The organism is Janthinobacterium sp. Bl 1 (genome assembly GCF_058215535.1).
Map to the genome: position 1 here is coordinate 2,299,197 of NZ_CM177086.1, position 23,110 is coordinate 2,322,306.

The window sequence follows — 23,110 nt, forward strand, 5'->3', positions numbered from 1 at the left end:
AGCGTGGGCGCTACGGCGGTTATGAATGAGCTGCGGAGTTACTTGATTGCAATGCGTCGTCGTCCCCGCCCGTCGTCGGCATGGTTTCCGATTCGATGGCGGCCAGGGCTTGCGCGGCGCGTTGCAATGCTGGCAAGAAATGTAAAGCCTTGTCGTGCGTCAAACGGATGATGGGTGCCTGGATGGCCACGGCCAGGTTCGAGCGGCCGTTCGGGTTCGGCACCAGCACGGCCACGCATAGCAGGCCGGGCAGGAATTCCTCGTCGTCCAGCGCATAGCCGTTGCGGCGCACCAGTTCCAGTTCGCGCTCGAGCTTGACGGGGTCCGTTTCCGTCTTGTCCGTAAAGCGCGTCAATTCCATGTGGCCCAGCAGGCGGCGCCGTTGCACGGGCGTCATTTGCGCCAGGAACAGTTTGCCGCTGGACGAGCAGTGGGCCGGCACCCGCGAACCGGGATGCAGGTAGAAGCGCAGCGGGGCCGCCGTTTCCACGCGGTCCAGGTACACCACTTCGCTGCCGCTGAAGGCCGTCAGGTTGCAGCTTTCGCCCACTTCCTCGACCAGCTGGCGCAAGACCATGCGGCGGGCGCCATGGAAAGTGTTGTTAATTAGCAGGTTCGACGCCAGGCGGCGCAGGCGCACGCCCGTGCTGTAGTGGCGGCCATCGCTTTCGCGCTGCAGCACGCCCACGCTTTCCAGCTGTTGCAGCATGCGGTGCAGGGTGGGCTTGGGCAAGCCCGTTTCTTCCACCAGCGCTTGCAGCGACAGCAACTGGTCTTTTTCGGCAATCACTTCCAGCAAAGCAAACAAACGCATCGTGGGCGTGTCGCCTTCCAGTTTTTCCGGCTCAAGTTTTGGGGATGAAATCATGTCCATGGTGGCCTCGGTTGTCTGTCTGAGTGTTATTTCATTTTCGAACTCAAATTGTACCGTTTCCTCGAAATTCTGTTTGACTTTTGATTGCCGAACGCTTAAATTGAATTGTATATCAAATTTCGGAACAAAATATACCGTTTTTTGATAATTTAGTTGCTCGCTACACTGCAGTTCATCACCACAGACCAGGAGACACCCATGAATGACATGACCGACCAAAAAGCCGCCGCAGCCGCGATACCTGTTGGCCCGCAAAAGATGACGCCTTCCGAAGCGTTCGTGGAAACCCTGGCCGCCAATGGCGTGACCGACATGTTCGGCATCATGGGCTCGGCCTTCATGGACCCGATGGATATCTTCGCCCCGGCCGGCATCCGCCTGATTCCCGTCGTGCACGAGCAGGGCGCCGGCCACATGGCCGACGGTTACGCCCGCGTCTCGGGCCGCCATGGCGTGGTCATCGGCCAGAATGGCCCTGGCATCAGCAATTGCGTGACGGCGATTGCCGCCGCCTACTGGGCGCACACGCCTGTCGTGATCATCACGCCGGAAACGGGCACCATGAGCATGGGCCTGGGCGGCTTCCAGGAAGCGAACCAGTTGCCGATGTTCGAGGAATTCACCAAGTATCAAGGTCATGTGACCAATCCGGCCCGCATGGCGGAATTCACGGGCCGCTGCTTTGACCGCGCCATGTCCGAAATGGGCCCGACGCAACTGAACATCCCGCGCGACTATTTTTATGGCGAAATCAAGGCGGAAATTCCAAAGCCGAACCGCCTGGACCGTGGCGCCGGCGGCGAACAAAGTCTCAATGACGCAGCGGAATTGCTGGCGAAAGCCAAGTTCCCCGTCATCATCTCGGGCGGCGGCGTCGTCATGGGTGACGCGATCGAAGAGTGCAAGGCCCTGGCCGAGCGCCTCGGCGCGCCCGTCGTCAACAGCTATCTGCACAATGACTCGTTTCCTGCCAGCCATCCGCTGTGGTGCGGTCCGCTCGGCTACCAGGGTTCCAAGGCGGCCATGAAACTGATCGCCAAGGCCGACGTCGTCGTCGCTTTGGGTTCGCGCCTGGGCCCGTTCGGTACCTTGCCGCAGCACGGCATGGATTACTGGCCGAAAAACGCCAAGATCATCCAGATCGACGCCGACAACAAGATGCTGGGCCTGGTCAAGAAAATCTCCGTCGGCATCTGCGGCGACGCCAAGGCAGCCGCCAAAGCCATCCTGGCTCGCCTTGACGGCAAGACGCTCGACTGCGACGCCACGCGCGACGAGCGCTATGCCACCGTGCAAGCCGAGAAGGCGGCATGGGAAGAGGAGCTGACCAACTGGACGCACGAAAAAGATGCGTACAGCCTGGACATGATCGAAGAGCAAAAGAAAGAGCCGGGCAACTATCTGCACCCGCGCCAGGTCTTGCGCGAGCTGGAAAAAGCCATGCCGGAAGACGTGATGGTGTCGACCGACATCGGCAACATCAACTCGGTGGCCAACAGCTACCTGCGCTTTGAAAAGCCGCGCAGCTTCTTTGCGGCGATGAGCTTTGGCAACTGCGGCTACGCATTCCCGACCATCATCGGCGCGAAAGTGGCCGCGCCGCACCGTCCGGCCGTGTCGTATGCGGGCGACGGCGCCTGGGGCATGAGCCTGATGGAAACGATGACCTGCGTGCGCCACAACATTCCCGTCACGGCCGTCGTGTTCCACAACCGCCAGTGGGGCGCGGAAAAGAAAAACCAGGTCGATTTCTACAACCGCCGCTTCGTTGCCGGTGAACTCGACAACCAGAGCTTCGCGGAAATCGCGCGGGCCATGGGCGCCGAAGGCATCACGGTCGACAAGCTGGAAGACGTGGGCCCGGCCTTGAAAAAGGCGATCGACATGCAGATGAATGAAGGCAAGACCACCATCATTGAAATCATGTGCACGCGCGAGCTGGGCGACCCGTTCCGCCGCGATGCGCTGAGTAAACCAGTGCGGCATCTGGATAAATATAAAGATTACGTCTGATTTGCTGCTGGAGTGTTGGATTACGCCCTGGCGGGCTAATCCAACCTACGCACAGCGGATGGCGTGTGTGTAGGTCGGATTAGCCGGGCGCAAGCCCGGCGTAATCCGACACAGCGCTGTGACGAAATTCTCACACATTGTCACGGAAGTATCATAATTTCACTAAAGAATACAAGGCGTCCCGTTTTTTGAATTATTTGATTTGACAAGCCCATGCTTAAGGCTTAAATTCAATAAAAGACAAAAAACGGAACGTAGCGTATCAAAAACGATTTACGGAGACCACCATGAACCACCCTGTACCGCACACCGACGCCGTCACCACTGACTTCCTGCAAGCGTTCGGCGATGCCTGGAACCGCCACGATATCGAGGCCCTGATGGCCGCCATGGCCGACGATTGCGAATTCCATGCCGTGGCAGGCCCTGACTTGCTGGGCAAGAGCTTCATCGGCCGCGACGCCGTGCGCGCCGGCTTCGAACTAGCCTGGCAAACCTTCCCCGATGCCGCCTGGCTGAATCCAGAACACTTCGTCAGCGGCGAGCGCGGCGTGACGGAATCGACGTTTGCCGGCACCAAGGCGGACGGCACGCGCATCGAAGCGCGCATGGTCGACATCTTCACTTTCCGCGACGGCAAGATCGCCGTGAAGAATGCCTTCCGCAAGGATCGCCCACCGGTTGCTACCGGCAACAAAGCCTGAGCCAGTACGTTCACCAGGAATGATCATGAACAAACCTGTCGACACCCCATCTGACGTATTGGGCAACAGCACCGCCGCCCGCACGTCCTACGATCCCGCCTACGATCCGCTGGTGGCCCAGCGCCCCGGCCACGGCAATGCCTACGCGCCCACCTACTGGATCGGCACGGCCGGCGAGCCGCCCGCCGACGACGGCCCCATCACGCATGACATCGACGTTGACGTGGCCATCATCGGCTCGGGTTTTACCGGCCTCTCCTGCGCCATCTTCCTGGCCCAGGAACACGGCATCAAGGCGACCGTGCTGGAAGCGAACCGGGTCAGCTGGGGTTGCAGCACGCGCAACGGCGGCCAGGCGCAATGCACGACGGGTCGCCTGAAACGCTCGCAGTGGATCGCTCGCTACGGCATGGACACGGCCCTGAAACTGCACGCGGAAGTGTGCGACGCGATGGAAACGTTCAAGAAGATCACGGCCGACATCGATTGCGACCCGCAGCCGGGTGGCCACCTGTACATCGCCCACAAGGCGAAAGCCATGCCCGCGCTGGAAAAAGAAGCCAAGATCATGCGCGAGATATTCAAGTACGACGCGCGCATCCTCGACGCCGACACCGTCAAGCGTGAGTATGTGGACGACAAGGAAGCGGCCGGCGCGCTGCACGAGCCGGAAGGCATCGGCATCCACGCGGGCAAGCTGGCCTTCGGTTACCTGCGCAAGGCCCGTGCGCTGGGCGCCAAGGTGCACCCGTCAAGCCCCGTGATGGGCTGGGAAACGCGCAACGGCGTGCATTATCTGCAAACGCCGGGCGGTGTGGTGCGTGCCCGTTCCGTGGCCGTGGCCACGGGCGGCTACACCTCGCCCCATCTGCATCCGCAAGTGAAGAACCGCCTGCTGCCGATTCTGTCGAACTCGCTCGTCACGCGTCCGTTGACGCCGGCGGAAATCGCGGCGTGCAATTTCCGCACCCACCAGGTGATCACCGATACGCGCATCCTGCGCCACTACTACCGCCTGATGCCGGACAACCGCGTGCAGATCGGCAGCCGCAGCGCCATCACGGGCGCCGACGCGCCGGACGACAAGTACAAACAGTTTTTGATCAACGATCTGCACCGCAAGTTCCCCGCGCTGACCGGCATCGCCATCGATTATTCGTGGTGGGGCTGGGTCGATGTCAGCCACGACATGATGCCGCGCATCGTGCAACCGGACCCGAAGCAATCGATCTTCTATTCGCTCGGCTACGGCGGCAACGGCGTCATGTATTCGGCGCAGGCGGGCCGGCGCATGGCCGAGCGCATCGCGGGCAAGGCCAGCGACACGGGCTTGCCGATCTTCAATTCGAAACTGCCGTACCCGAACATGATGGAACTGGTCGAGTCGCAAGCGTTCGCCCCGTTCCGCCGCCTGGGCCAGCGCTTCCTGTACCGCTGGTATCACTTGAAAGATGAAGTTTTCTAAAAGCAGCACTGCAGTTCAAGTCGTCGCATGAGCTGGCATAGACCGGCCAGCGGCGCCATCCGCAAGGATGTTATTGCCCGAACGTTCACACATAACAATAACTTGGAGTGAGACATGAACACTAATACGAGCAAAACCCCGAGCAAAACAGGTTTTTCATCGATGCGCCGCGCCGTCCTCGGCACCCTGGTGCTGGGCGCCGCCCTGGCTTCCAGCGGTACCGCCATCGCGCAAAGCAAGGAAGTGACGATTGCCTACCAGGAAATCAACGGTCCCTTCCTGGTGGCCATCGCCAGCGGCGAAGTGGAAAAAACCACGGGCTATAAAATCAACTGGCGCAAGTTCGACTCGGGCGCCAAGGTAGCCACCGGCATGGCGTCCGGCGACGTGCAGATCGGCGTCATCGGTTCCAGTCCCCTGACGGCGGCCGTCAGCCGCGGCGTCGACCTGCAGCTGTTCTGGATCATCGACGACATCAATGAAGCGGAAGCGATGGTGGCCCGCAATGGCGCCGGCATCACCAAGCCCACGGACTTGCGCGGCAAGAAGATCGCCGTGCCTTTCGTTTCCACCACGCACTTCCATACTATGTTCGCGCTGGAAACGTGGGGCATCAAGCCCACGGAAGTGAAATTGCTCAACATGCAGCCGAACCAGATCGCCGCCGCCTGGGAGCGCGGCGACATCGATGCGGCCTTCGTGTGGGACCCGGCCTTGAGCAAGCTCAAGCAAAACGGCAAGGTACTCGTCACGTCCGGCGAGCTGAGCAAGAAGGGCAAGGCCACGTTTGACGGCATGGCCGTCGAGCGCGCCTGGGGCGAAGCGAACGCCGACTTCATGGCCAAGTTCGTCAAGGTGATGGCCGCTGCCGACGCCGACTACCGCGCCAATCCGAAGGCGTGGACCATCGATTCCCCGCAAGTGAAAGCCAACGTCAAGCATTCGGGCGCGGCCGCCAAGGACGTGGCCGCTTCCGTGGCCCTGTACGCCTACCCATCGCTGCAGGAGCAGGCGTCGCCAGCCTGGCTCGGTGGCGGCGCCAAGGGCGGCGTGGCGCAAGCCTTGCTGGCCACGGCGCAATTTCTGAAGGGCGAAGGCAAGATCGACACCCTGGCTACCGATTACGCCAAGTATGTGACACCCAGGTATGCACAGGCCGCCGGCCTGCTGAAGTAAACGTTGTGCGATGGCGCGCCTGCGGGCGCGCTGACTGAACAGAATGCGTTGAACTGAAGTGACTACACCTATGCGGGGCACATGATGGAAAATCTCTACGTCAAGGATGTCAGCGTGATTTATCCGGGCAAGACGGCCGGTGAACGCGTACATGCCTTAAATAATATCAATCTCACCATCAATAGCGGCGACTTCGTCGTCGCGCTGGGCGCCTCGGGCTGCGGCAAGACCACCTTGCTGAGCCTGATGGCGGGCTTTATCGCGCCATCCAAGGGCGAGATCATGTTGGGCAGCAACAAGGTGGAAGGGCCGGGCGCCGACCGTGGCGTCGTATTCCAGAAACATGCCTTGCTGCCGTGGCTGAACGTGATGGAAAACGTGGAATTCGGCCTCAAGCTGCAAGGCGTGGCCAAGGCCGTGCGGCGCGAACAGGCGGCCAAGAACCTGGCGCTGGTCGGCTTGAAGGACTTTCACGACAATATGATTTATCAATTGTCGGGCGGCATGCAGCAAAGGGTGGGCATCGCCCGCGCCCTGACCAGCAATCCCGCCATGCTGCTGATGGATGAACCGATGGCCGCGCTCGACGCGCTGACGCGCGAAACCATCCAGGAATTGCTGCTCGATATCTGGGCCAAGTCCAGCACCATGTTCTTCTTCATTACGCACAGCGTCGACGAGGCGCTGTTCCTGGCGAACCGGCTGATCGTCATGTCGCCCCGTCCGGGCCGCATCACGCACACGTATGAACTCGATTTCAACAAGCGCTTCCTCGAATGCCGCGATGCGCGCGCCGTGAAATCGAGCCCGGACTTCATCAAGATGCGCGAAACGGTGCTCAACATCATTTATGGCGACGAGCGCGCTGTCAATAAAGAGCTGGAGGTGTCCCATGCATAGCCCATCCGCCGTGGGATTTCCTCCCGCCAGCACCAAGCGCGCCGGCTTCTTTGGCCGCCTGTTCGCTCCCCGCTGCGCCATGCCAGGCGAAGCGTTTGGCGCGCCGGGGCAGGGCAATTCCAGCCGCATCGCTACCGTCACCGTCATCGCCGTGCTCTTGCTGTGGTTCGGCGTGACGGCCAGCGGCATGGTCAAACCGCTGTTCCTGCCGTCGCCGCAAGCCGTCTATGAAAAGTTCATCATGGCGGCGACCACCGGTTTCGGCGGCGCTACCTTGTGGGAACACACCGTCGCCAGTCTGGTGCGTGTGTTCGGCGCCTTTGGCCTGGCCTGCCTGTTCGCCATTCCCATCGGCGTGATGATGGGCGTCAACCGCGTGGCACGCGGCATCTTCGACCCCTTGATCGAGTTCTACCGCCCGCTGCCGCCGCTCGCTTATTTGCCACTGGTCATCATCTGGTTCGGCATCGGCGAGTTTTCGAAGGTCTACCTGATCTTCCTGGCCATCTTCGCACCGATGGCCATCGCGGCCCGCGCCGGCGTCAGCTCCGTGTCGCTGGAGCAAATCCACGCGGCGTACTCGATGGGCGCTACCCGTTTCCAGGTCATCGTGCACGTGATCCTGCGTGCCGCGATTCCGGAAATCCTCACCGGCATGCGTATCGGCATCGGCGTGGGCTGGACCACCCTGGTGGCCGGCGAAATGGTGGCGGCCACGCGCGGCCTCGGCTACATGGTGCTCAGCGCTTCCGAGTTCCTGGCCAGCGATGTGGTGATCATGGGCATTATCGTGATCGGCTTCTTCGCTTTCCTGTTTGATTTGATGATGCGTTACCTCGAACGTACCCTCGTGCCATGGAAGGGCAAGGTGTAAGACGTTCTTGGGAGTGGCGCGCACGCCACAAGTGTTGCCGCCGCTCCCATTTTTTATAACCAGCAATAACTCAGCAATACCCCGTACTTACTCTCCAGCGCGCTTGCCCCTTGGCGACCGCGCCGGGCCGCTGCATTTCCAGATTGACTTATGGCATGCAGCCAACCAGACTGATTTGATGATGTATCGATGCTGCTTGACGGTGTTGCCTAAATAAAACAAAGCCGCGCGGCAGAAACATTTCGCAGCAGGCCAGGGCGCACCGAGCTTCAGATATTACTAGGAGACACACATGATTAGCGACAACCACAACAACACCGGCTTGCAGCACTCGCTGAAGCAACGCCACATGAGCATGATCGCCATTGGCGGCGTGATCGGCGCCGGCCTCTTTGTCGGCAGCGGCGTCATCGCCAAGGCCGCCGGCCCGGCCGCCATCCTATCCTTCCTGCTCACGGGCGGCCTCGTCGTCCTGATCATGCGCATGCTGGGCGAGCTGGCTTCGTCTCTGCCCGTGGTCGGCTCCTTTTACGAATATGCGCGCCTGGCCTTCGACGACAAGCCGAAGGTCTCGAAATTCCTCGGTTTCATGAGCGGCTGGATGTACTGGTATTTCTGGGTCGTTGTCGTCGCCCTGGAAGCCATCGCCGGCGCCAAGCTCGTCAACTTCTGGCTGCCCGACGTGCCGTCGTGGTCGATCAGCCTGGTGCTGCTCGTCTCGATGACCATCCTTAACCTGTTTTCGGTCAAGGCATTTGGCGAATTCGAATTCTGGTTCGCCTCGATCAAGGTGGTCGCCATCATCGTCTTCCTGTTCGTCGGTGCCCTGTTCATCACGGGTAGCTTGCCCAACAGCATCCCGACCCTGGGCTTTTTGACCAGCAACGGCGGCTTCATGCCCCACGGCTGGGGACCGGTGCTCAGTGGCGCCGTCGCCGCCACGGCCTTTTATTCGGGCGCCGAGATCGTCACCATCGCCGCCGCCGAAACGTCGGACCCGGCCAAGGCCATCGCCCGCGCCACCAATTCCGTCATCACGCGCGTGCTGATGTTCTATGTCGGTTCCATGTTTGTCGTCGTCTGCATCGTGCCCTGGGATTCGCCAGCCATCGCCACGCCCTTCGTCAGCGCCCTGACCGTCATGAACATCCCGTACGCGGCCCACATCATGAACGCCATCATTTTGACGGCCGTGCTGTCGGCCCTCAATTCCAGCCTGTACGCCTCGTCGCGCATGATCTTCGCGCTGACGCGCCGCGGCGATGCGCCCACGGGCCTGGTCAAGCTGAGCAAGAACGGCGTACCGATCCGCGCCATTTTGTTCAGCACCTTGTTCGCCTATTTCGCCATTGCCGTATCGTATGTGTCGGCCGACCTCGTGTTCCCCTTCATCGTCAATTCCTACGGCATCCTGATCCTGTTCGTCTACCTGCTCATTGCGATATCTCAATTGCGTTTGCGCCGCCGCCTGGAACGCGAATGCCCGGAACGCATCAAGGTGCGCATGTGGCTGTTCCCCTACCTGACGTATTTCACCATCTTCGCCATGCTGGTGATCCTCGGCGCCATGAGCGTGTCGTCCGATACGGAACAGCGCGTGTCGTTCTGGTTTGGCCTGTTGAGCGTGGTCATCATGAGCGTCATGTACTACATCAAGAAGCTCGTCAACGACGACCGCAACGGCGACAACGAAGCCAAAGTGGAGCTCAAGCATGTCTGACACGACCTTGTTGCCCGCAGGCCGGCGCCGCTTCCTGCGCACGACGGCCGCCCTGGGCGCCGCCGCCGTGGCGGGGCCATCCTTGGCGGAGTCCGCCTCAGTGACCTTGCCGTTTGAAAATGGCGAGCGCGAACTGGTGGCGTTCCCGCAAAAGCGCCCGCTGATCCTGCTGACCAGCCGCCCGCCCCAGCTGGAAACGCCGTTCAGTGTGTTCAATGAAGGTGCGATCACGCCCAACGACGCGTTCTTCGTGCGCTACCACTGGAGCGGCTTGCCCGCCAGCATAGACGGCGGCAGCTACCGGCTGCGCATCGCCGGCCTTGTCAAAACGCCGCTCGAGCTGTCGCTGGCCGAACTGAAGCAGCTGGCCGAGCCCGTCGATGTGGTGGCCGTGACCCAATGTTCGGGCAACAGCCGCGGTTTGTTTTCCCCGCGCGCCAACGGCGGGCAGCTGGGCAATGGCGCCATGGGCAATGCCCGCTGGACGGGCATCCTTCTGAAAACCGTGCTGGAAAAGGCCGGTATCGCGGCCAGCGCCGTGCAAGTGGCGTTCAACGGCCTGGAAACGCCACCCGTGGGCGACGGTCCCGACTTTCAAAAAGCCTTGTCCGTCGAGCACATCATGGCCGGCGACGTCATGCTGGCCTGGGCCATGAATGGCGAGGACATTCCTTTCCTCAACGGCTACCCGCTGCGCCTGATCGTGCCGGGGTTCTATGGCACCTACTGGGTCAAGCACTTGAGCGACATCACGGTGCTCGACAAGCCCTTCGACGGCTTCTGGATGAGCACGGGCTACCGCATTCCCGACAACGGCTCCGGCTTCATCGAACCGGGCACGCCCGTGGGCAAGACGACGCCGATCAGCCGCCTCAACGTGCGCTCCTTCATTACCAGCGTGCACGATGGCGCGCAGGTGAAAGCGGGGCGCGACCTGGCTCTGCGCGGCATCGCTTTTGACGGCGGCCAGGGCATCAGCGAGGTGACCGTGTCGGTGGACGGCGGCCAGACGTGGCAGGAGGCGAAGCTGGGCAAGGACCTGGGACGCTTTTCGTTCCGCGAATGGACGATGGTCATGAAGGCGCCACGCAAGGGCAAGCACGTGCTGATGGTGCGCGCCGTCAACCGCATCGGCCAGAGCCAGCCCATGAAAGCCCTGTGGAATCCCATGGGTTATATGCGCAATGTGGTGGAAACCACGCGCATCCAGGCAGTCTGAGGAGAACCATATGAAGATATTGTTTGCCGCGCTGGCACTGTCGGCGGCGGGCGGCGCGTGCGCGCTGGAAATCCATTTACCGCCGGAAACGGCGACCTATAAAGCCAGCGAATTGCCCGGCTACCAGCTGGTGCAGCGCAATTGCATGACGTGCCACGCGGCCCAGTATGCGTCGAGCCAGCCGCCCGCTTCGCCGCGCGCCTACTGGGAAGCGACCGTCAAGAAGATGAAAAAGCCGTTTGGCGCCCAGTTTGACGACGCGGACGTGCCGGCCATGGTCGATTACCTGGTGAAAACCTATGGCGTGGAGCGGGGCGCCATCGTACCTGCTGCAGCCGCCAAACCCGTGGCAGCCGCGGTCCCGGCCGCCAGCGGCAAGGATGTCAAAACCTTGCTGGCGGCGAACGGCTGCATGGCTTGCCATGCGCTTGACCAGAAAGTGGTCGGCCCCGGCTTTGCGGAAGTGGCGGCCAGGTACAAGGGCAAGGACGGAGTCGCCGCCGTGGCGGCCAACATCCGCAGTGGCGGCACTGGTAAATGGGGGCCCGTGCCCATGCCGCCATTCAGCCAGCTCAGTGCAGCCGACGCGGCGGCCCTGGCGAAGTACGTGCTGAACCGATAAGTTCGTCCCGGACGCGCGGCAACCCTTAATACCACTTGCCGCCACCCATACTGCGCGGTATTGCCCGCTGCCATGACGCAGCGGGCTTTTTTTTACCTGTCCCATTCGCCGCCGCATCGCTTGCCAATGCAGCGCTCACATGCACTGGTACTGTAAAAAACACCGTTATATAAAACCACTTGACTACCAATTTAGGGCGTCGCATTCTCTGTGCAGAAAGCCGATGCTTCGCTGTGCTTTCTTTACGTACAACATAAAAAGCTACTTCGATAGTTTTCGTATAACGTTCAGGAGACATTGTGAAGACACGGCAAATTAGCCGGCTGGCCTCGCCTTTGATGGCTGGCCTGCTGGGCAGCGCGCTGCTCGCTTGCGGCGGCAATTCCACCACCGAACCCCCATCGACCCTGCTGGCTGCCACGGCCGCCAGCGACAGCTGCGCGGCCTGGAGCGCCGCTGCCGTCTACACGGCGGGCCAGTGCGCCGTCTACGACGGCAAGGTGTACCGGGCCAAATGGTGGGTGCAGGGCACGGCGCCGAACAACGACCAGTGGGGACCATGGAGTCTCGATAGCAGCACGCCCACCCCGACGCCCACGCCCACACCGACACCGACCCCAACACCGACCCCAACGCCCACGCCGACGCCAGGGGTGCCCACCAAGGCCCAGGCCGAGGCGAACGAAGCGGCGCTGACGAACAACGATTTCTTCCGCAAGGTCAAGGCGTCGATCCGCACCCTGGGCAATACGGCAGTCGAGGCCGTGCAGCCTGGCCTGGCCAGCAATCCGCTCAACGTCAAGCGGGTCGAGCGCCTGCTGCCGGCGGCGAAGTGGGATTACTATTTTGCCGCGCGCGATGCCAGCTATACATATCAGCGCTTCCTGCAAGCCGTGGCCAAGTTTCCCGCCGTGTGCGACGACTACAGCGACGGGCGCAATGCGGACGCCATCTGCCGCCACAGCCTGAGCACCATGTTCGCCCACTTTGTGCAGGAAACGGGCGACCATAACGCCAGCAGCCCGCTGCCGCAATGGCGCCAGGGCTTGAAGTATTTGCGCGAACTGGGCTGCGACGAGACGGGCGCCGGCTGCGGCTACAACGTCGAGTGCGCCGACCCCGTCTTCAACAAGGTGTGGACCTGCGGCAAGAACGCCGATGGCAGCTTCAAGAAATACTTTGGCCGCGGCGCCAAGCAGCTGTCCTATAACTACAACTACGGCCCCTTCTCGCAAGCCATGCATGACGGCGACCAGTCCGTGCTGCTGAAGAATCCGGACCTGGTGGCCTCGACGTGGCTGAACCTGGCGTCGGCCACGTTCTTCTTTGTCTATCCGCAACCGCCGAAACCGTCGATGCTGCACGTGCTTGACGGCACGTGGGTACCGAACGCGGCCGATACGACGGCTGGCGCCGGCAACAACTTCGCCACCACCATCATGATCATCAACGCCGAATGCGGGCAGGGCACGGAAAAACAGGCCGCGCAAAACCGCATCGATTACTACAAGCAGTTTGCCGCCGACATGGGCTGGGATTATTCCGGCGAACAATTGTCTTGCGCCAACATGCAGCGCTTCACCCCGGCCAGTTCCGCTTCCTACAACATCTATTGGGAAAAGAACTGGAGCGCTGGTGGCGAGAACCAATGCCAGCTGGTCAGCTATCAAACCCCGTACAGCGCATTGCTGGCGGGGAACTACGTGAAATGCGTGGAAGCCAACTGGAATGTGAAGTTGCAGTAGCAGTAAAGGCAGGACCAGCCAGCCAGGGATAACAGTTGACAAGAGCCCCTCGAGGGGCCTGCAACAGCTCTCGATGTAAAACCATAACGGAGACCAATACAACATGAAATCGAATGCATTATTGATGGCCCTGCTCAGCGGCGTGCTCGTCGCTTGCGGAGGCGGCGGCCAGGACGGTACGACCGCCACCCCGAACACCTTGCTCGCCGCCGTCGAAGCGTGCGCCGTCTGGGATGCCGCCACCGTCTACACGGGCGGCCAGTGCGTGCTTTACCAGGGTGTCACCTACAAGGCCAAGTGGTGGACGCAGGGCAATGTCCCCAGCGCCACCGACCAGTGGGGCCCCTGGGCGGTGATGGATACGCCGACGCCAACGCCGACACCAACCCCGACGCCAACGCCAACACCGACACCGACACCGACGCCGACGCCAACGCCGACGCCGACGCCAACGCCAACGCCAACGCCAACGCCAACGCCAACGCCAACGCCAACGGCTTGCCGTCCGGACGGCCTGATTTCGGCCGTGCCGAATGTGCCGTATTGCAAGGTGTACGACGCGAATGGCCGCGAAGTGCTGAGCAATGGCTTGAACCGGCGCATCGTCGGCTACTTTGCCAGCTGGCGCACGGGCGTCGATGGCAGCCCAACGTATCTGGTGAATAACCTGCCGTGGGACAAGATCACCCACCTGAACTATGCGTTCGCCACCGTCGATCCGGCTACGTCAAAAATCGCCATCGGCAGCGGCGCCGCCAATCCCGATACGGGCCTGACGTGGCCGAACGTGCCGGCCGCGGCCATGGACCCGTCCCTGCCGTACAAGGGCCACTTCAACTTGCTGTCGCAATACAAGAAGAAGTATCCAGGCGTGAAACTGATGATTTCCGTGGGTGGCTGGGCCGGCAGCGGCGGCTTCTACACGGCCACGACGAACGCGGACGGCAGCATCAACACGGCCGGCATCAATACCCTGGCCGATTCCATGGTGGCCTTCGTGCGCCAGTACAACTTCTTCGATGGCGTCGACGTCGATTACGAACACCCGACCACCAACAATGAAGCGGGTAATCCGAACGACTTCGCCGTCTCGAAGCCGCGCCTGGCCGGCTTGATGACGAGCTACAACCTGCTGCTGAAAGTGCTGCGCCAGAAGCTTGACGAAGCGGCCGTGCAGGACAATAAATACTATCTGCTCACCATCGCCGGCTCCGCCTCGGGCTGGGTCTTGCGCGGCGAGGAAAATATGTCGGGGTTGAAATATCTCGATTACGCCAGCCTGATGAGCTACGACTTGCACGGCGCGTGGAACCAGTATGTGGGACCGAACGCGGCGCTGTTTGACGATGGCAACGATGGCGAACTGCGTGCCGGCAATGCCTACCAGTTCCAGAACATCGGCTATCTGAACACGGACTGGGCTTACCGCTACTACCGGGGCGCCATGCAGGCGGGACGCATCAATATCGGCGTGCCGTTCTACACGCGGGGCTGGAAGGATGTGACGGGCGGCACCAACGGCCTGTGGGGCACGACGCCGCTGATCAGCTCCACGGTCACCTGCGCCGGCACCAAGACGTGCGGCACGGGTGCAACGGGCATCGACAACGTGTGGTTCGATCTCGATTCCCAGGGCAAACCGACGCCGGGCGGCGGCAATCCGATCTGGCATGCGCTGAATTTGCAGAACGGTATCGTGCCGAGCTACCTGGACGCCTATAAAGTCACGGACAAGGCGCTGGTGGGCACCTATGTGCCGCATTACAGCAGCACCATGGTGGCGCCGTGGCTGTGGAATGCAACCAAGAAAGTGTTCATTTCCACGGAAACCACGCAGTCGATCGCGGCCAAGGCCCAGTACATCGTCAACAACAATATCGGCGGCGTGATGATCTGGGAAATGGCGGGCGACTATGCCTGGGATGCCACGCGCAATGGCGGCAAGGGCGAGTACTTCATGGGCACCACCCTGACGGACGTGCTGTACCAGACCTTCCGCACGGCTGGCGCGTATGGCAACAAGCGCGCCGAAATCGCCATGCCGGGCACGGCGGCCAACGTCAGCATCACCCTGGGTGGCTGGAAGCTGGGCGACAGCAACTTCCCCATCAATCCCGTGATGACGGTGAAGAACAACACGGCCACGACCCTGCCGGGCGGTACCGTGGTGGAGTTCGACTATCCCGTCTCGGCGCCATCGGACATGAGCGACCAGTCCGGCTTCGGCTTGACGGTCATCAATGCCGGCTACACGGGGCCGAACAATATCGGCGGCTTCACGAAGAACTACAACCGGGCCCGTTTCGCGATTCCCGCCTGGCAATCGCTGGCGCCGGGCGGCTCCGTGGCGCTGACCTTGAACTACCGCCTGCCGATCTCGGGACCGGCCAACTACACGGTTACCGTGGGCGGCACCAAGTACGCGCTGACGCAGGAGTACCCGGAACTGCCGGTGGCATTGCCGTAAGCTGAATACGGTAGGGTAAACAGAGAAGGGCGGAACCGAGGTTCCGCCCTTTTTTCGGGGTCAGACCCAACGGGTCTGACCCCAGCCTTTGCTTCTGGGTTGTTTCAGCTTAAAACCACGTCTCTACCTGGAAACCATAAGAGGTGCCGCTGGTATTGTTGTTATAGATCGGGCCGCCGTTGTTCGACGCATTGACCGAGGCGGTGGCCGCATCGTTCCATTTGCCGTAGGTCACGAAAGCGCGCAGTTCAGGACGCGACCACAGGCCAGGACCGGCCGAGATCGTCGGTGCGATGGTCAGCTTGGTCAAGCGCTTGGCTGGCTGGCCGCCCGATTGCGTCACGCGGTCCGTGCCCAGTTCGCCCACCAGCTTGAAGTTGTCGGTGAACGCGTACACAGGACGCACACCGACCGAAGTCCAGGTCGAGGAACCGGTAGCTTTCGACTCGTCTTTTTGCCACAGGGCGACAAATTCCATGCCAAAGTTGGGCATCGGCTGGATCGCCATGTCATTGAAGATGCGCGTACGTTTGCGGTCCGAACCGAAACCGGTGTCGCCCGAGGCGCCGAACTGGCCGTTGCCGGCGCCGCCGACGCCAGGACCGACGCCGTACTGCACGCCGAAGGTGTTGCCGCCGCCGAACACTTTACCTTGACGGTGGAATGCCGACAGCTGCCAGCCATTGTGCTTCTGGCCAAAAGCGTCGTTGTCCTTGCCTTCGCCGATGATGTAGGTCGCGGCCAGGTCCAGGGTGCCGTTTTCATTGACGGGAATCTCGCCGTAGATGAAGTTCTGGCGCACGGCAGACTTGGTGCTGACGACGCCGGTCGGCGACACGGTATTGATGTCGTTGTCCTTGAAGAAGGCATACGAGAATTTACCGGGGCCCGCAGGAATGCGGTCCAGGCCGGCGCCCGTGCCGTTCATGTTGATGTATTGCAGATCCAGCATGTGGATGTCAGGACGGTAGTAGAAGCGTTTACCGATCCAGGCCGTGCCGCCGTTGAGGAAATCGAGTCCCTGCGCTTCGACGTAGGCTTTGACGATGCCCAGCTTGTTGTCGCCGAAATCGGAGTTTGGCGCGTAGGCGTTGACCCAGATGGTGGCCAGGTAGTTCACGCCGCCGGACTTGGCGACGGATTTGGTGTAGCCGAACTCCGTGTAGGCGTCGCACTCATTGCCCAGACGATATTTCATGGTGTTGCCACCCAGGCCGAAGCAGCCTTGCGAACCGCCGTCGCCCGAGGTATTGCTGCCGGCGCCAGCGCGCAGGTAGCCGTGGAAGCCTTCGGCGTCGCTTGGGTACATGGGGTCGGCCATGGCGGAAGCGCTGGCGATGGCCAGGAGCAGGGCAGGTAAAGTTTTCAATGCAGTGCGATTCATGCGGTCTCCAGAAGAATGTTGGTGGTAGCGGTGGCGCCCCGGAAGGTGGCCACCGCACACGGTCTAATGCCGAAAACCAAGTCTAGCAGCGCTTTTTTGACCACCCTGATACAAAACGTGCAAGTACTGATACTTTCTTTCAGAGTGTTGTTTTTGCTACATATCGATACTCTTGCGCATGATGGGCTTGCAAAAGAGTATCGAATTGCGGTTTTGGAGTATCAGAAAGTATCAAAGTCCGGTGCTACATTGTGGTCGTGGTGCCAAGTAATCGGGCATTGCCAACGACAAAAAACACTGGAGACACACAATGAAACGTTCCGCCATTGCCGCGCTGATCGCCGGCTGCCTCAGCTCGTCCGCTTTTGCCGCCACCGACCTGGTCATCGCCACCGTCAACAACGGCCACATGATCGAAATGCAAAAGCTCGGCAAGTTCTTCGAGCAGGCCAATCCCGACATCAAGCTCAAATGGGTGACCCTGGAAGAGGGCGTCTTGCGCCAGCGCATGACCACCGATATCGCCACCAAGGGCGGCCAGTTCGACGTGATGACCATCGGCCTGTATGAAACGCCCATCTGGGGCAAGAAAAACTGGCTGATTCCCATCAAGCCGGACGCCAAATACGATATCGACGACTTGCTGCCCGCCATCCGCGAAGGCCTGTCCGGCGACGGCAAGCTGTACGCGTCGCCGTTCTATGGCGAAAGCTCGATGATCATGTACCGCAGCGACCTGGTGAAAAAAGCGGGCGTGACGATCGAGGACCGCCCGTCCTGGAACCAGCTGCGCGACGTGGCGGCCAAGCTGCACGATCCGGCCAACGGCGTGTACGGCATCTGCCTGCGTGGCAAGCCGGGCTGGGGCGATAACATGGCGCTGATCACCACCATGGCCAATTCCTACGGCGGCCAGCTGTTCGACATGAAATGGAAGCCGCAATTTACCAGCAAACCGTGGAAGGACGCGGTCAACATGTACGTCGACCTGATGAAGAAATACGGCCCGCCGGGCGCGGCCGCCAACAGCTTCAATGAAAACCTGGCCCTGTTCAACCAGGGCAAGTGCGGCATCTGGATCGATGCGACGATCGCCGCCTCTTTCATCACGGATCCCAAGCAAAGCAAGGTGGCCGACAAGGTGGCTTTTGCCCAGTCACCCGTCGGCGTGACGGAGCGGGGCGCCAACTGGCTGTGGATCTGGTCGCTGGCGATTCCTGCAAGCTCGAAGCACCCGAATGAAGCGCAGCGCTTCATCAACTGGGCCACCTCGCCCGACTACGTGAAGCTGGTGGCCAAAGAAACGAGCTGGGCCAACGTGCCGACGGGCACGCGCAAGTCGACGTATGCGAGCCCCGAGTTCCAGAAAGTGGCGAAATTTGCCGCCGCCGAAGGCAAGGCCCTGGCCACCACGCGCGCCGTGCAAAGCACCTTGCCGCCATCGCCATATGTAGGTGTGCAATTCGCATCGATTCCCGAATTCCAGGTGATCGGCGTGGCGGCAGGCCAGCAGATGGCGGCAGCGCTGCTGGGCAAGGTGACGGTGGACCAGGCGCTGGAGTTGTCGCAGCAGACGGCGGAGCGGGAGATGCGTAAAGGTGGGTACTACAAGTAGGCCTGCTGCATTGTTTGCGTACCCCAATAGCGTAAATCTGGGGTCGGACCCTCAGGGTCCGACCCCGGACTTACCCTTGCCCCAAGAGAACACTATGAAACGCATTATCCCCCGGACTTTGCTGACGCCGGCCGTGGTCGCCGTCTCCGTCATTTCCGTGATCCCGCTGCTGATCACCCTGTACTACGCGTTCGTGCGCTATTCCATGCTCGATCCGAGCGGCCATCCTTTCCATGGGCTGGCCAATTTCCACTTTTTCTTTACCGATGCCTCGTTCCTGCCGGCCTTGCAGAACACGTTTACCCTGCTCTTTTCCGTTATGCTGGTCACGGTGGTGCTGGGCACGGCGCTGGGGCTGCTGATCAATGAAGCGTTCCCGGGGCGTGCCATCGTGCGCGTGCTCCTGATTTCGCCTTTCCTCATCATGCCGGCCGTGAATGCCCTGATGTGGAAGAACATGCTGCTCAATCCGATCTACGGCCTGTTCGCGCAAATCAGTCTGTTCTTTGGCGCCACGCCCGTCGACTGGCTGTCGGCGCATCCCCTGTTTTCCATCATCATGATGGTCTCGTGGCAATGGCTGCCGTTTGCCTGCCTGATCTTCATGACGGCCCTGCAATCGATGGACCGCGAGCAGCTGGAAGCGGCGCGCATGGATGGCGCCACGTATCTGCAGCAGTTGCGCTACCTCTACATTCCCCACCTGGGCCGCGCCGTCTCGGTGGTGCTGATGATCGAAATGATTTTCCTGCTGTCGATTTTTGCGGAAATCTTTACCACGACGGGCGGCGGTCCCGGCTTCGACACGACCACCATCACCTTCATGATCTATCAGCAGGCACTGCTGTCGTATGACGTGGGAGCGGCCTCGGCCGGCGCCCTGTTCGCCGTGCTCATCGCCAACATCGCCGCCTTCTTCCTGATGCGCGTCATCGGCAAGAATCTGTCGAAATAAGGAGACCTTGATGCATAGCAAACTCAATCTATACGGCCGCACAGCCGCCGCCTGGCTGTTCGCGCTGCTGCTGTTCTTTCCCATCTTCTGGCTGGGCCTGATGGCCTTCAAGACGGAAGGGCAAGCCATTTCCACGCCGCCGCTGCTGTTTTTCACGCCGACCCTCGACAGCTTCCGCGAAGTGCTGGCGCGCGACAATTACTTCGGCTACGCGTGGAACTCGCTGTTTACCAGCGTGCTGTCGACGGCCATTGGCCTCTTGATCGCCATTCCGGCCGCGTATTCGATGGCTTTCTTTCCCACGAGCGGCACCATCGGCTTGCTGAAATTCATGCTCAGCTCGCGCTACATGCCCGGCGTGGGCGCCCTGATGCCCATCTATATCTGCTACCAGTACTTCGGCCTGCTCGATACGCGTATCGGCCTGACCATCATGTTCATGCTGATGAATTTGCCCATCATGATCTGGCTGCTGTACACGAGCATGAAGGAGCTGCCGCGCGAAATCCTCGAAGCGTCGCGCATGGATGGCGCCACCGTGTGGGATGAATTCCGCCACGTCGTGCTGCCCTTGTCCGTGGGCGGCATCGCGTCCACGGCGCTGGTCTGCATGGTGTGGTCGTGGAATGAATCGTTCTGGTCGCTGAACCTGGGCGCTTCCAACGCGGGCACCCTGGCCTGGCTCATCGCTTCGTATTCCAGCCCTGAAGGCCTGTTCTGGGCGAAATTGTCGGCCGCTTCGCTGATGGCCATCGCGCCCATCATGGCGCTGGGCTGGTTCTGCCAGAAACAACTGGTCCAAGGAATGACCTTTGGCGCTGTCAAGTAAATTTAGGATAACATCATGGCTTACCTTCAACTGAGCAATATCGAAAAATTCTTTGGCGAGCACCGCGCCATCAAGGGCATCGACCTGGAGATCCAACAGGGCGAGTTCGTCGTCTTCGTCGGGCCGTCCGGCTGCGGCAAGTCCACCCTGCTGCGCCTGATCGCAGGCCTGGAACCGATCGACGGCGGCAAGCTGTCGCTCGACGGGCGCGACATCACGGCCCTGCCATCGTCCAAGCGCGACCTGGCGATGGTCTTTCAATCGTATGCGCTGTATCCGCACATGACGGTGTTCCAGAACATGTCGTTCGCGCTGAAACTGGCCGGCGTCGATCCCGCCATCATCCGCGAAAAGGTGGACAAGGCGGCCGCCATCCTCGACCTGGGGAAATACCTGGAGCGCACGCCGAAGGAGCTGTCGGGCGGCCAGCGCCAACGGGTGGCCATCGGCCGCGCCATCGTGCGCGACCCGAAAGTGTTCCTGTTCGATGAACCGCTGTCGAACCTCGACGCGGCCCTGCGCGTGCAGACGCGCATCGAGATCGCCAAGCTGCACCGCGAACTGGGCGCCACCACGATTTATGTGACCCACGACCAGGTGGAAGCGATGACCCTCGCCGACAGAGTGGTGGTGCTGCGCGACGGGCAGATCGAGCAGCATGGCTCGCCATTGGAATTGTATGACCGTCCCGCCAACCGTTTTGTCGCACAATTCATCGGCACGCCCAGCATGAACGTGGTGCCCGCCGACGCGGCTCCGCAGCTGCTGGCGCAAGCTGGCAGCGCGGCGCAGGCCGATGGTTTTGTCGGCATCCGCCCCGAGCACGTGCACCTGGGCGCGGCGCAGCCGGGCAGCGTGCCCGTCACCGTCGACCTGGTGGAGTCCTTGGGTGTGGAAACCCTGACCTATGTGCGCTTGCCGAACAATGTGCAGGTGGTCTCGCGCGGCGCCGAGCGCAGCAGCCTGCAGCCGGGCCAGCAGACGCATTTGACGTTCGAGCCGGGCTTCGTCCATTATTTTGACCGCGCCGGCAAGACCTATGCCGCCGCCAAGGGAGTTTGAAATGAGCGCCATTGAACTGAAACAGACGAACCTGGCCAAGCTGGCAGGGAACGTGGCCGTGCCCGCGTACGTGCGCGAGACGCTCGTGCCCAGCATCGTGCATATCGGCGTGGGTGGTTTTTTCCGCGCCCACCAGGCCGTCTACCTCGACGATTTGCTGGCCTTGCCCGGCAACGTGGAATGGGGCTACTGCGGCGTGGGCTTGCTGGCGATTGATGCGGCCATGCGCGACGCCATGCGGGTGCAGGATGGCTTGTACACGGTGGTCGAGCGCAGCGCGGCCGGCGATCGCGCGCGCATCATCGGCTGCATCGGCGAATACCTGTATGCGCCCGACGACCCGCAAGCCGTGCTGGAAAAGCTGGCCGACCCCGGCACGCGCATCGTCGCACTGACCATCACCGAGGGCGGCTACTATGTGAACCAGGGCACGGGCGAATTCGATGCGGCTCACCCCGACATCGTGCATGAACTGGCGCATCCCGCAGCGCCGCGCTGCTCGTTCGGCTATCTGGCCGCCGCGCTGGCCCTGCGCCACCAGCGGGGACTGCCGCCGTTTACCATCATGTCCTGCGACAACCTGCAAAACAATGGCGACGTGACGCGCAAGATGCTGCTGGCCTTTGTCGCCCTGCGCGACCTCGAGCTGGCGCGCTGGCTGGCCAGTGATGGCAGCTTCCCCAACAGCATGGTCGACCGCATCACGCCGGCCACCACCGATGAACACCGGGCGCTCGTGCGCGACAGCTTCGGCATCATCGACGCCTGGCCCGTCGTCTGCGAGCCGTTCCGCCAGTGGGTCATCGAAGACGAGTTCCCGCAGGGCCGGCCGGCCTGGGAAAAGGTGGGGGCACAGATGACGCACGACGTGCTGCCGTACGAGAAAATGAAGCTGCGCCTCCTGAATGCCAGCCACCAGGCCCTGTGCTACATCGGCATGCAGCTCGGTTACACGTTTGCGCACGAAGCGATGGGCGACCCTGGCATCCGCCAGCTCGTGCGGCGCATGATGGATGACGAGGTCACGCCGCTGCTGGATGAAGTGGAAGGCATCGACCTGGCGCGCTATAAAGATACCCTGATCGAGCGCTTCTCGAATCCGGCCGTGCGCGACCAGCTGGCGCGCATTGGCACGGAGGGCTCCGCGCGCATCCCGAAATTCGTGCTGCCGTCCGTGCGCGAAGCGCTGGCGCAGGGCGGCGCCATCAAGCTGCTGGCGTTTACCGTGGCCTGCTGGTTCCGCTACCTGGAGGGCCACGACGAGCAGGGGCGCGAGATGCCCTTGAACGACCCGTATGCGGTGCGTCTGCGCGCGCTGGCGCTGCAGGGCGGCGCGGACGCCGCGGCGCTGCTGTCCCTGCGCGAACTGTTCGGCGACTTGAGCGACACATCAGCGTTTGCGCAGGCGGTGGCGCAAGCGCTGGCCAGCCTGTACGGGCTGGGCGCACGCGGGGCGCTGGAACAGATTGTGGCCTGACGGGGAGGG

General features: G+C 61.6%; 18 protein-coding genes. 16 read left to right on the top strand and 2 right to left on the bottom strand.

What is annotated here, in order from left to right; all coding sequences use genetic code 11:
• Positions 1-19 precede the first annotated feature (19 nt).
• Entirely contained in the window at positions 20-868 is an 849-nt protein-coding gene (locus tag AC4BCN_RS10455; protein ID WP_490493236.1) for an IclR family transcriptional regulator, read from the bottom strand.
• Between the two features lie 213 nt (positions 869-1,081).
• Here AC4BCN_RS10455 and xsc point away from each other — a divergent pair, with 213 nt between their 5' ends.
• The 11 genes from xsc to AC4BCN_RS10510 all read left to right on the top strand — a co-directional run bounded on the left by xsc (position 1,082) and on the right by AC4BCN_RS10510 (position 15,779).
• Complete coding sequence (xsc, locus tag AC4BCN_RS10460; RefSeq protein WP_490493591.1) at positions 1,082-2,887, top strand: sulfoacetaldehyde acetyltransferase; 1,806 nt, start codon at positions 1,082-1,084, stop codon at positions 2,885-2,887.
• 287 nt (positions 2,888-3,174) lie between these two features.
• Complete coding sequence (locus AC4BCN_RS10465; protein WP_072454822.1) at positions 3,175-3,591, top strand: nuclear transport factor 2 family protein; 417 nt, start codon at positions 3,175-3,177, stop codon at positions 3,589-3,591.
• A gap of 25 nt (positions 3,592-3,616) precedes the next feature.
• A complete protein-coding gene (locus tag AC4BCN_RS10470) occupies positions 3,617-5,056 on the top strand; it encodes an NAD(P)/FAD-dependent oxidoreductase (protein WP_490493237.1) in 1,440 nt (479 codons plus the stop codon).
• A 114-nt stretch (positions 5,057-5,170) separates the two neighbouring features.
• Complete coding sequence (tauA, locus tag AC4BCN_RS10475; RefSeq protein WP_490493238.1) at positions 5,171-6,232, top strand: taurine ABC transporter substrate-binding protein; 1,062 nt, start codon at positions 5,171-5,173, stop codon at positions 6,230-6,232.
• A gap of 84 nt (positions 6,233-6,316) precedes the next feature.
• A complete protein-coding gene (locus AC4BCN_RS10480; RefSeq protein ID WP_035828937.1) occupies positions 6,317-7,132 on the top strand; it encodes a taurine ABC transporter ATP-binding protein in 816 nt (271 codons plus the stop codon).
• Between the two features lie 79 nt (positions 7,133-7,211).
• Positions 7,212-8,006 (top strand): ABC transporter permease subunit, encoded by a 795-nt coding sequence (locus tag AC4BCN_RS10485; protein ID WP_051959683.1) that lies wholly within the window; start codon positions 7,212-7,214, stop codon positions 8,004-8,006.
• Positions 8,007-8,298: 292 nt separating this feature from the next.
• The gene (locus AC4BCN_RS10490; RefSeq protein ID WP_338681561.1) at positions 8,299-9,726 is read left to right on the top strand and encodes an amino acid permease; all 1,428 of its coding nucleotides are present in this window, start codon (positions 8,299-8,301) and stop codon (positions 9,724-9,726) included.
• Complete coding sequence (sorA, locus tag AC4BCN_RS10495; protein ID WP_490493239.1) at positions 9,719-10,945, top strand: SorA family sulfite dehydrogenase catalytic subunit; 1,227 nt, start codon at positions 9,719-9,721, stop codon at positions 10,943-10,945. The genes AC4BCN_RS10490 and sorA overlap by 8 nt, the downstream gene beginning before the upstream one ends.
• Before the next feature lie 10 nt (positions 10,946-10,955).
• Positions 10,956-11,567: a SorB family sulfite dehydrogenase c-type cytochrome subunit gene (sorB, locus tag AC4BCN_RS10500; protein ID WP_072454818.1), complete on the top strand. Its 612-nt coding sequence runs from the start codon at positions 10,956-10,958 to the stop codon at positions 11,565-11,567.
• Between the two features lie 299 nt (positions 11,568-11,866).
• Positions 11,867-13,312, top strand: a complete 1,446-nt coding sequence (locus AC4BCN_RS10505; protein WP_490493240.1) for a glycoside hydrolase family 19 protein — start codon at positions 11,867-11,869, stop codon at positions 13,310-13,312.
• Between the two features lie 103 nt (positions 13,313-13,415).
• Entirely contained in the window at positions 13,416-15,779 is a 2,364-nt protein-coding gene (locus AC4BCN_RS10510; protein ID WP_490493241.1) for a chitinase C-terminal domain-containing protein, read from the top strand.
• Positions 15,780-15,888: 109 nt separating this feature from the next.
• Here AC4BCN_RS10510 and AC4BCN_RS10515 read toward each other — a convergent pair whose 3' ends face one another.
• Positions 15,889-17,163 carry a maltoporin gene (locus AC4BCN_RS10515; RefSeq protein WP_490493242.1) on the bottom strand — a complete coding sequence of 425 codons (1,275 nt, stop codon included), beginning with the start codon at positions 17,161-17,163 and terminating at the stop codon, positions 15,889-15,891.
• 310 nt (positions 17,164-17,473) lie between these two features.
• On the opposite strand from AC4BCN_RS10515, the gene AC4BCN_RS10520 reads away from it, so the two are divergent.
• The 5 genes from AC4BCN_RS10520 (at position 17,474) to AC4BCN_RS10540 (ending at position 23,101) form a co-directional block, all read left to right on the top strand.
• A complete protein-coding gene (locus tag AC4BCN_RS10520; RefSeq protein ID WP_139090994.1) occupies positions 17,474-18,778 on the top strand; it encodes an ABC transporter substrate-binding protein in 1,305 nt (434 codons plus the stop codon).
• A gap of 94 nt (positions 18,779-18,872) precedes the next feature.
• Positions 18,873-19,733, top strand: a complete 861-nt coding sequence (locus tag AC4BCN_RS10525; protein ID WP_070306090.1) for a carbohydrate ABC transporter permease — start codon at positions 18,873-18,875, stop codon at positions 19,731-19,733.
• Positions 19,734-19,743: 10 nt separating this feature from the next.
• Positions 19,744-20,562, top strand: a complete 819-nt coding sequence (locus AC4BCN_RS10530) for a carbohydrate ABC transporter permease (protein ID WP_034758454.1) — start codon at positions 19,744-19,746, stop codon at positions 20,560-20,562.
• Between the two features lie 15 nt (positions 20,563-20,577).
• Positions 20,578-21,624, top strand: a complete 1,047-nt coding sequence (locus AC4BCN_RS10535) for an ABC transporter ATP-binding protein (RefSeq protein WP_070306091.1) — start codon at positions 20,578-20,580, stop codon at positions 21,622-21,624.
• Position 21,625: 1 nt separating this feature from the next.
• Positions 21,626-23,101 (top strand): mannitol dehydrogenase family protein, encoded by a 1,476-nt coding sequence (locus AC4BCN_RS10540; RefSeq protein ID WP_490493243.1) that lies wholly within the window; start codon positions 21,626-21,628, stop codon positions 23,099-23,101.
• Positions 23,102-23,110 lie beyond the last annotated feature (9 nt).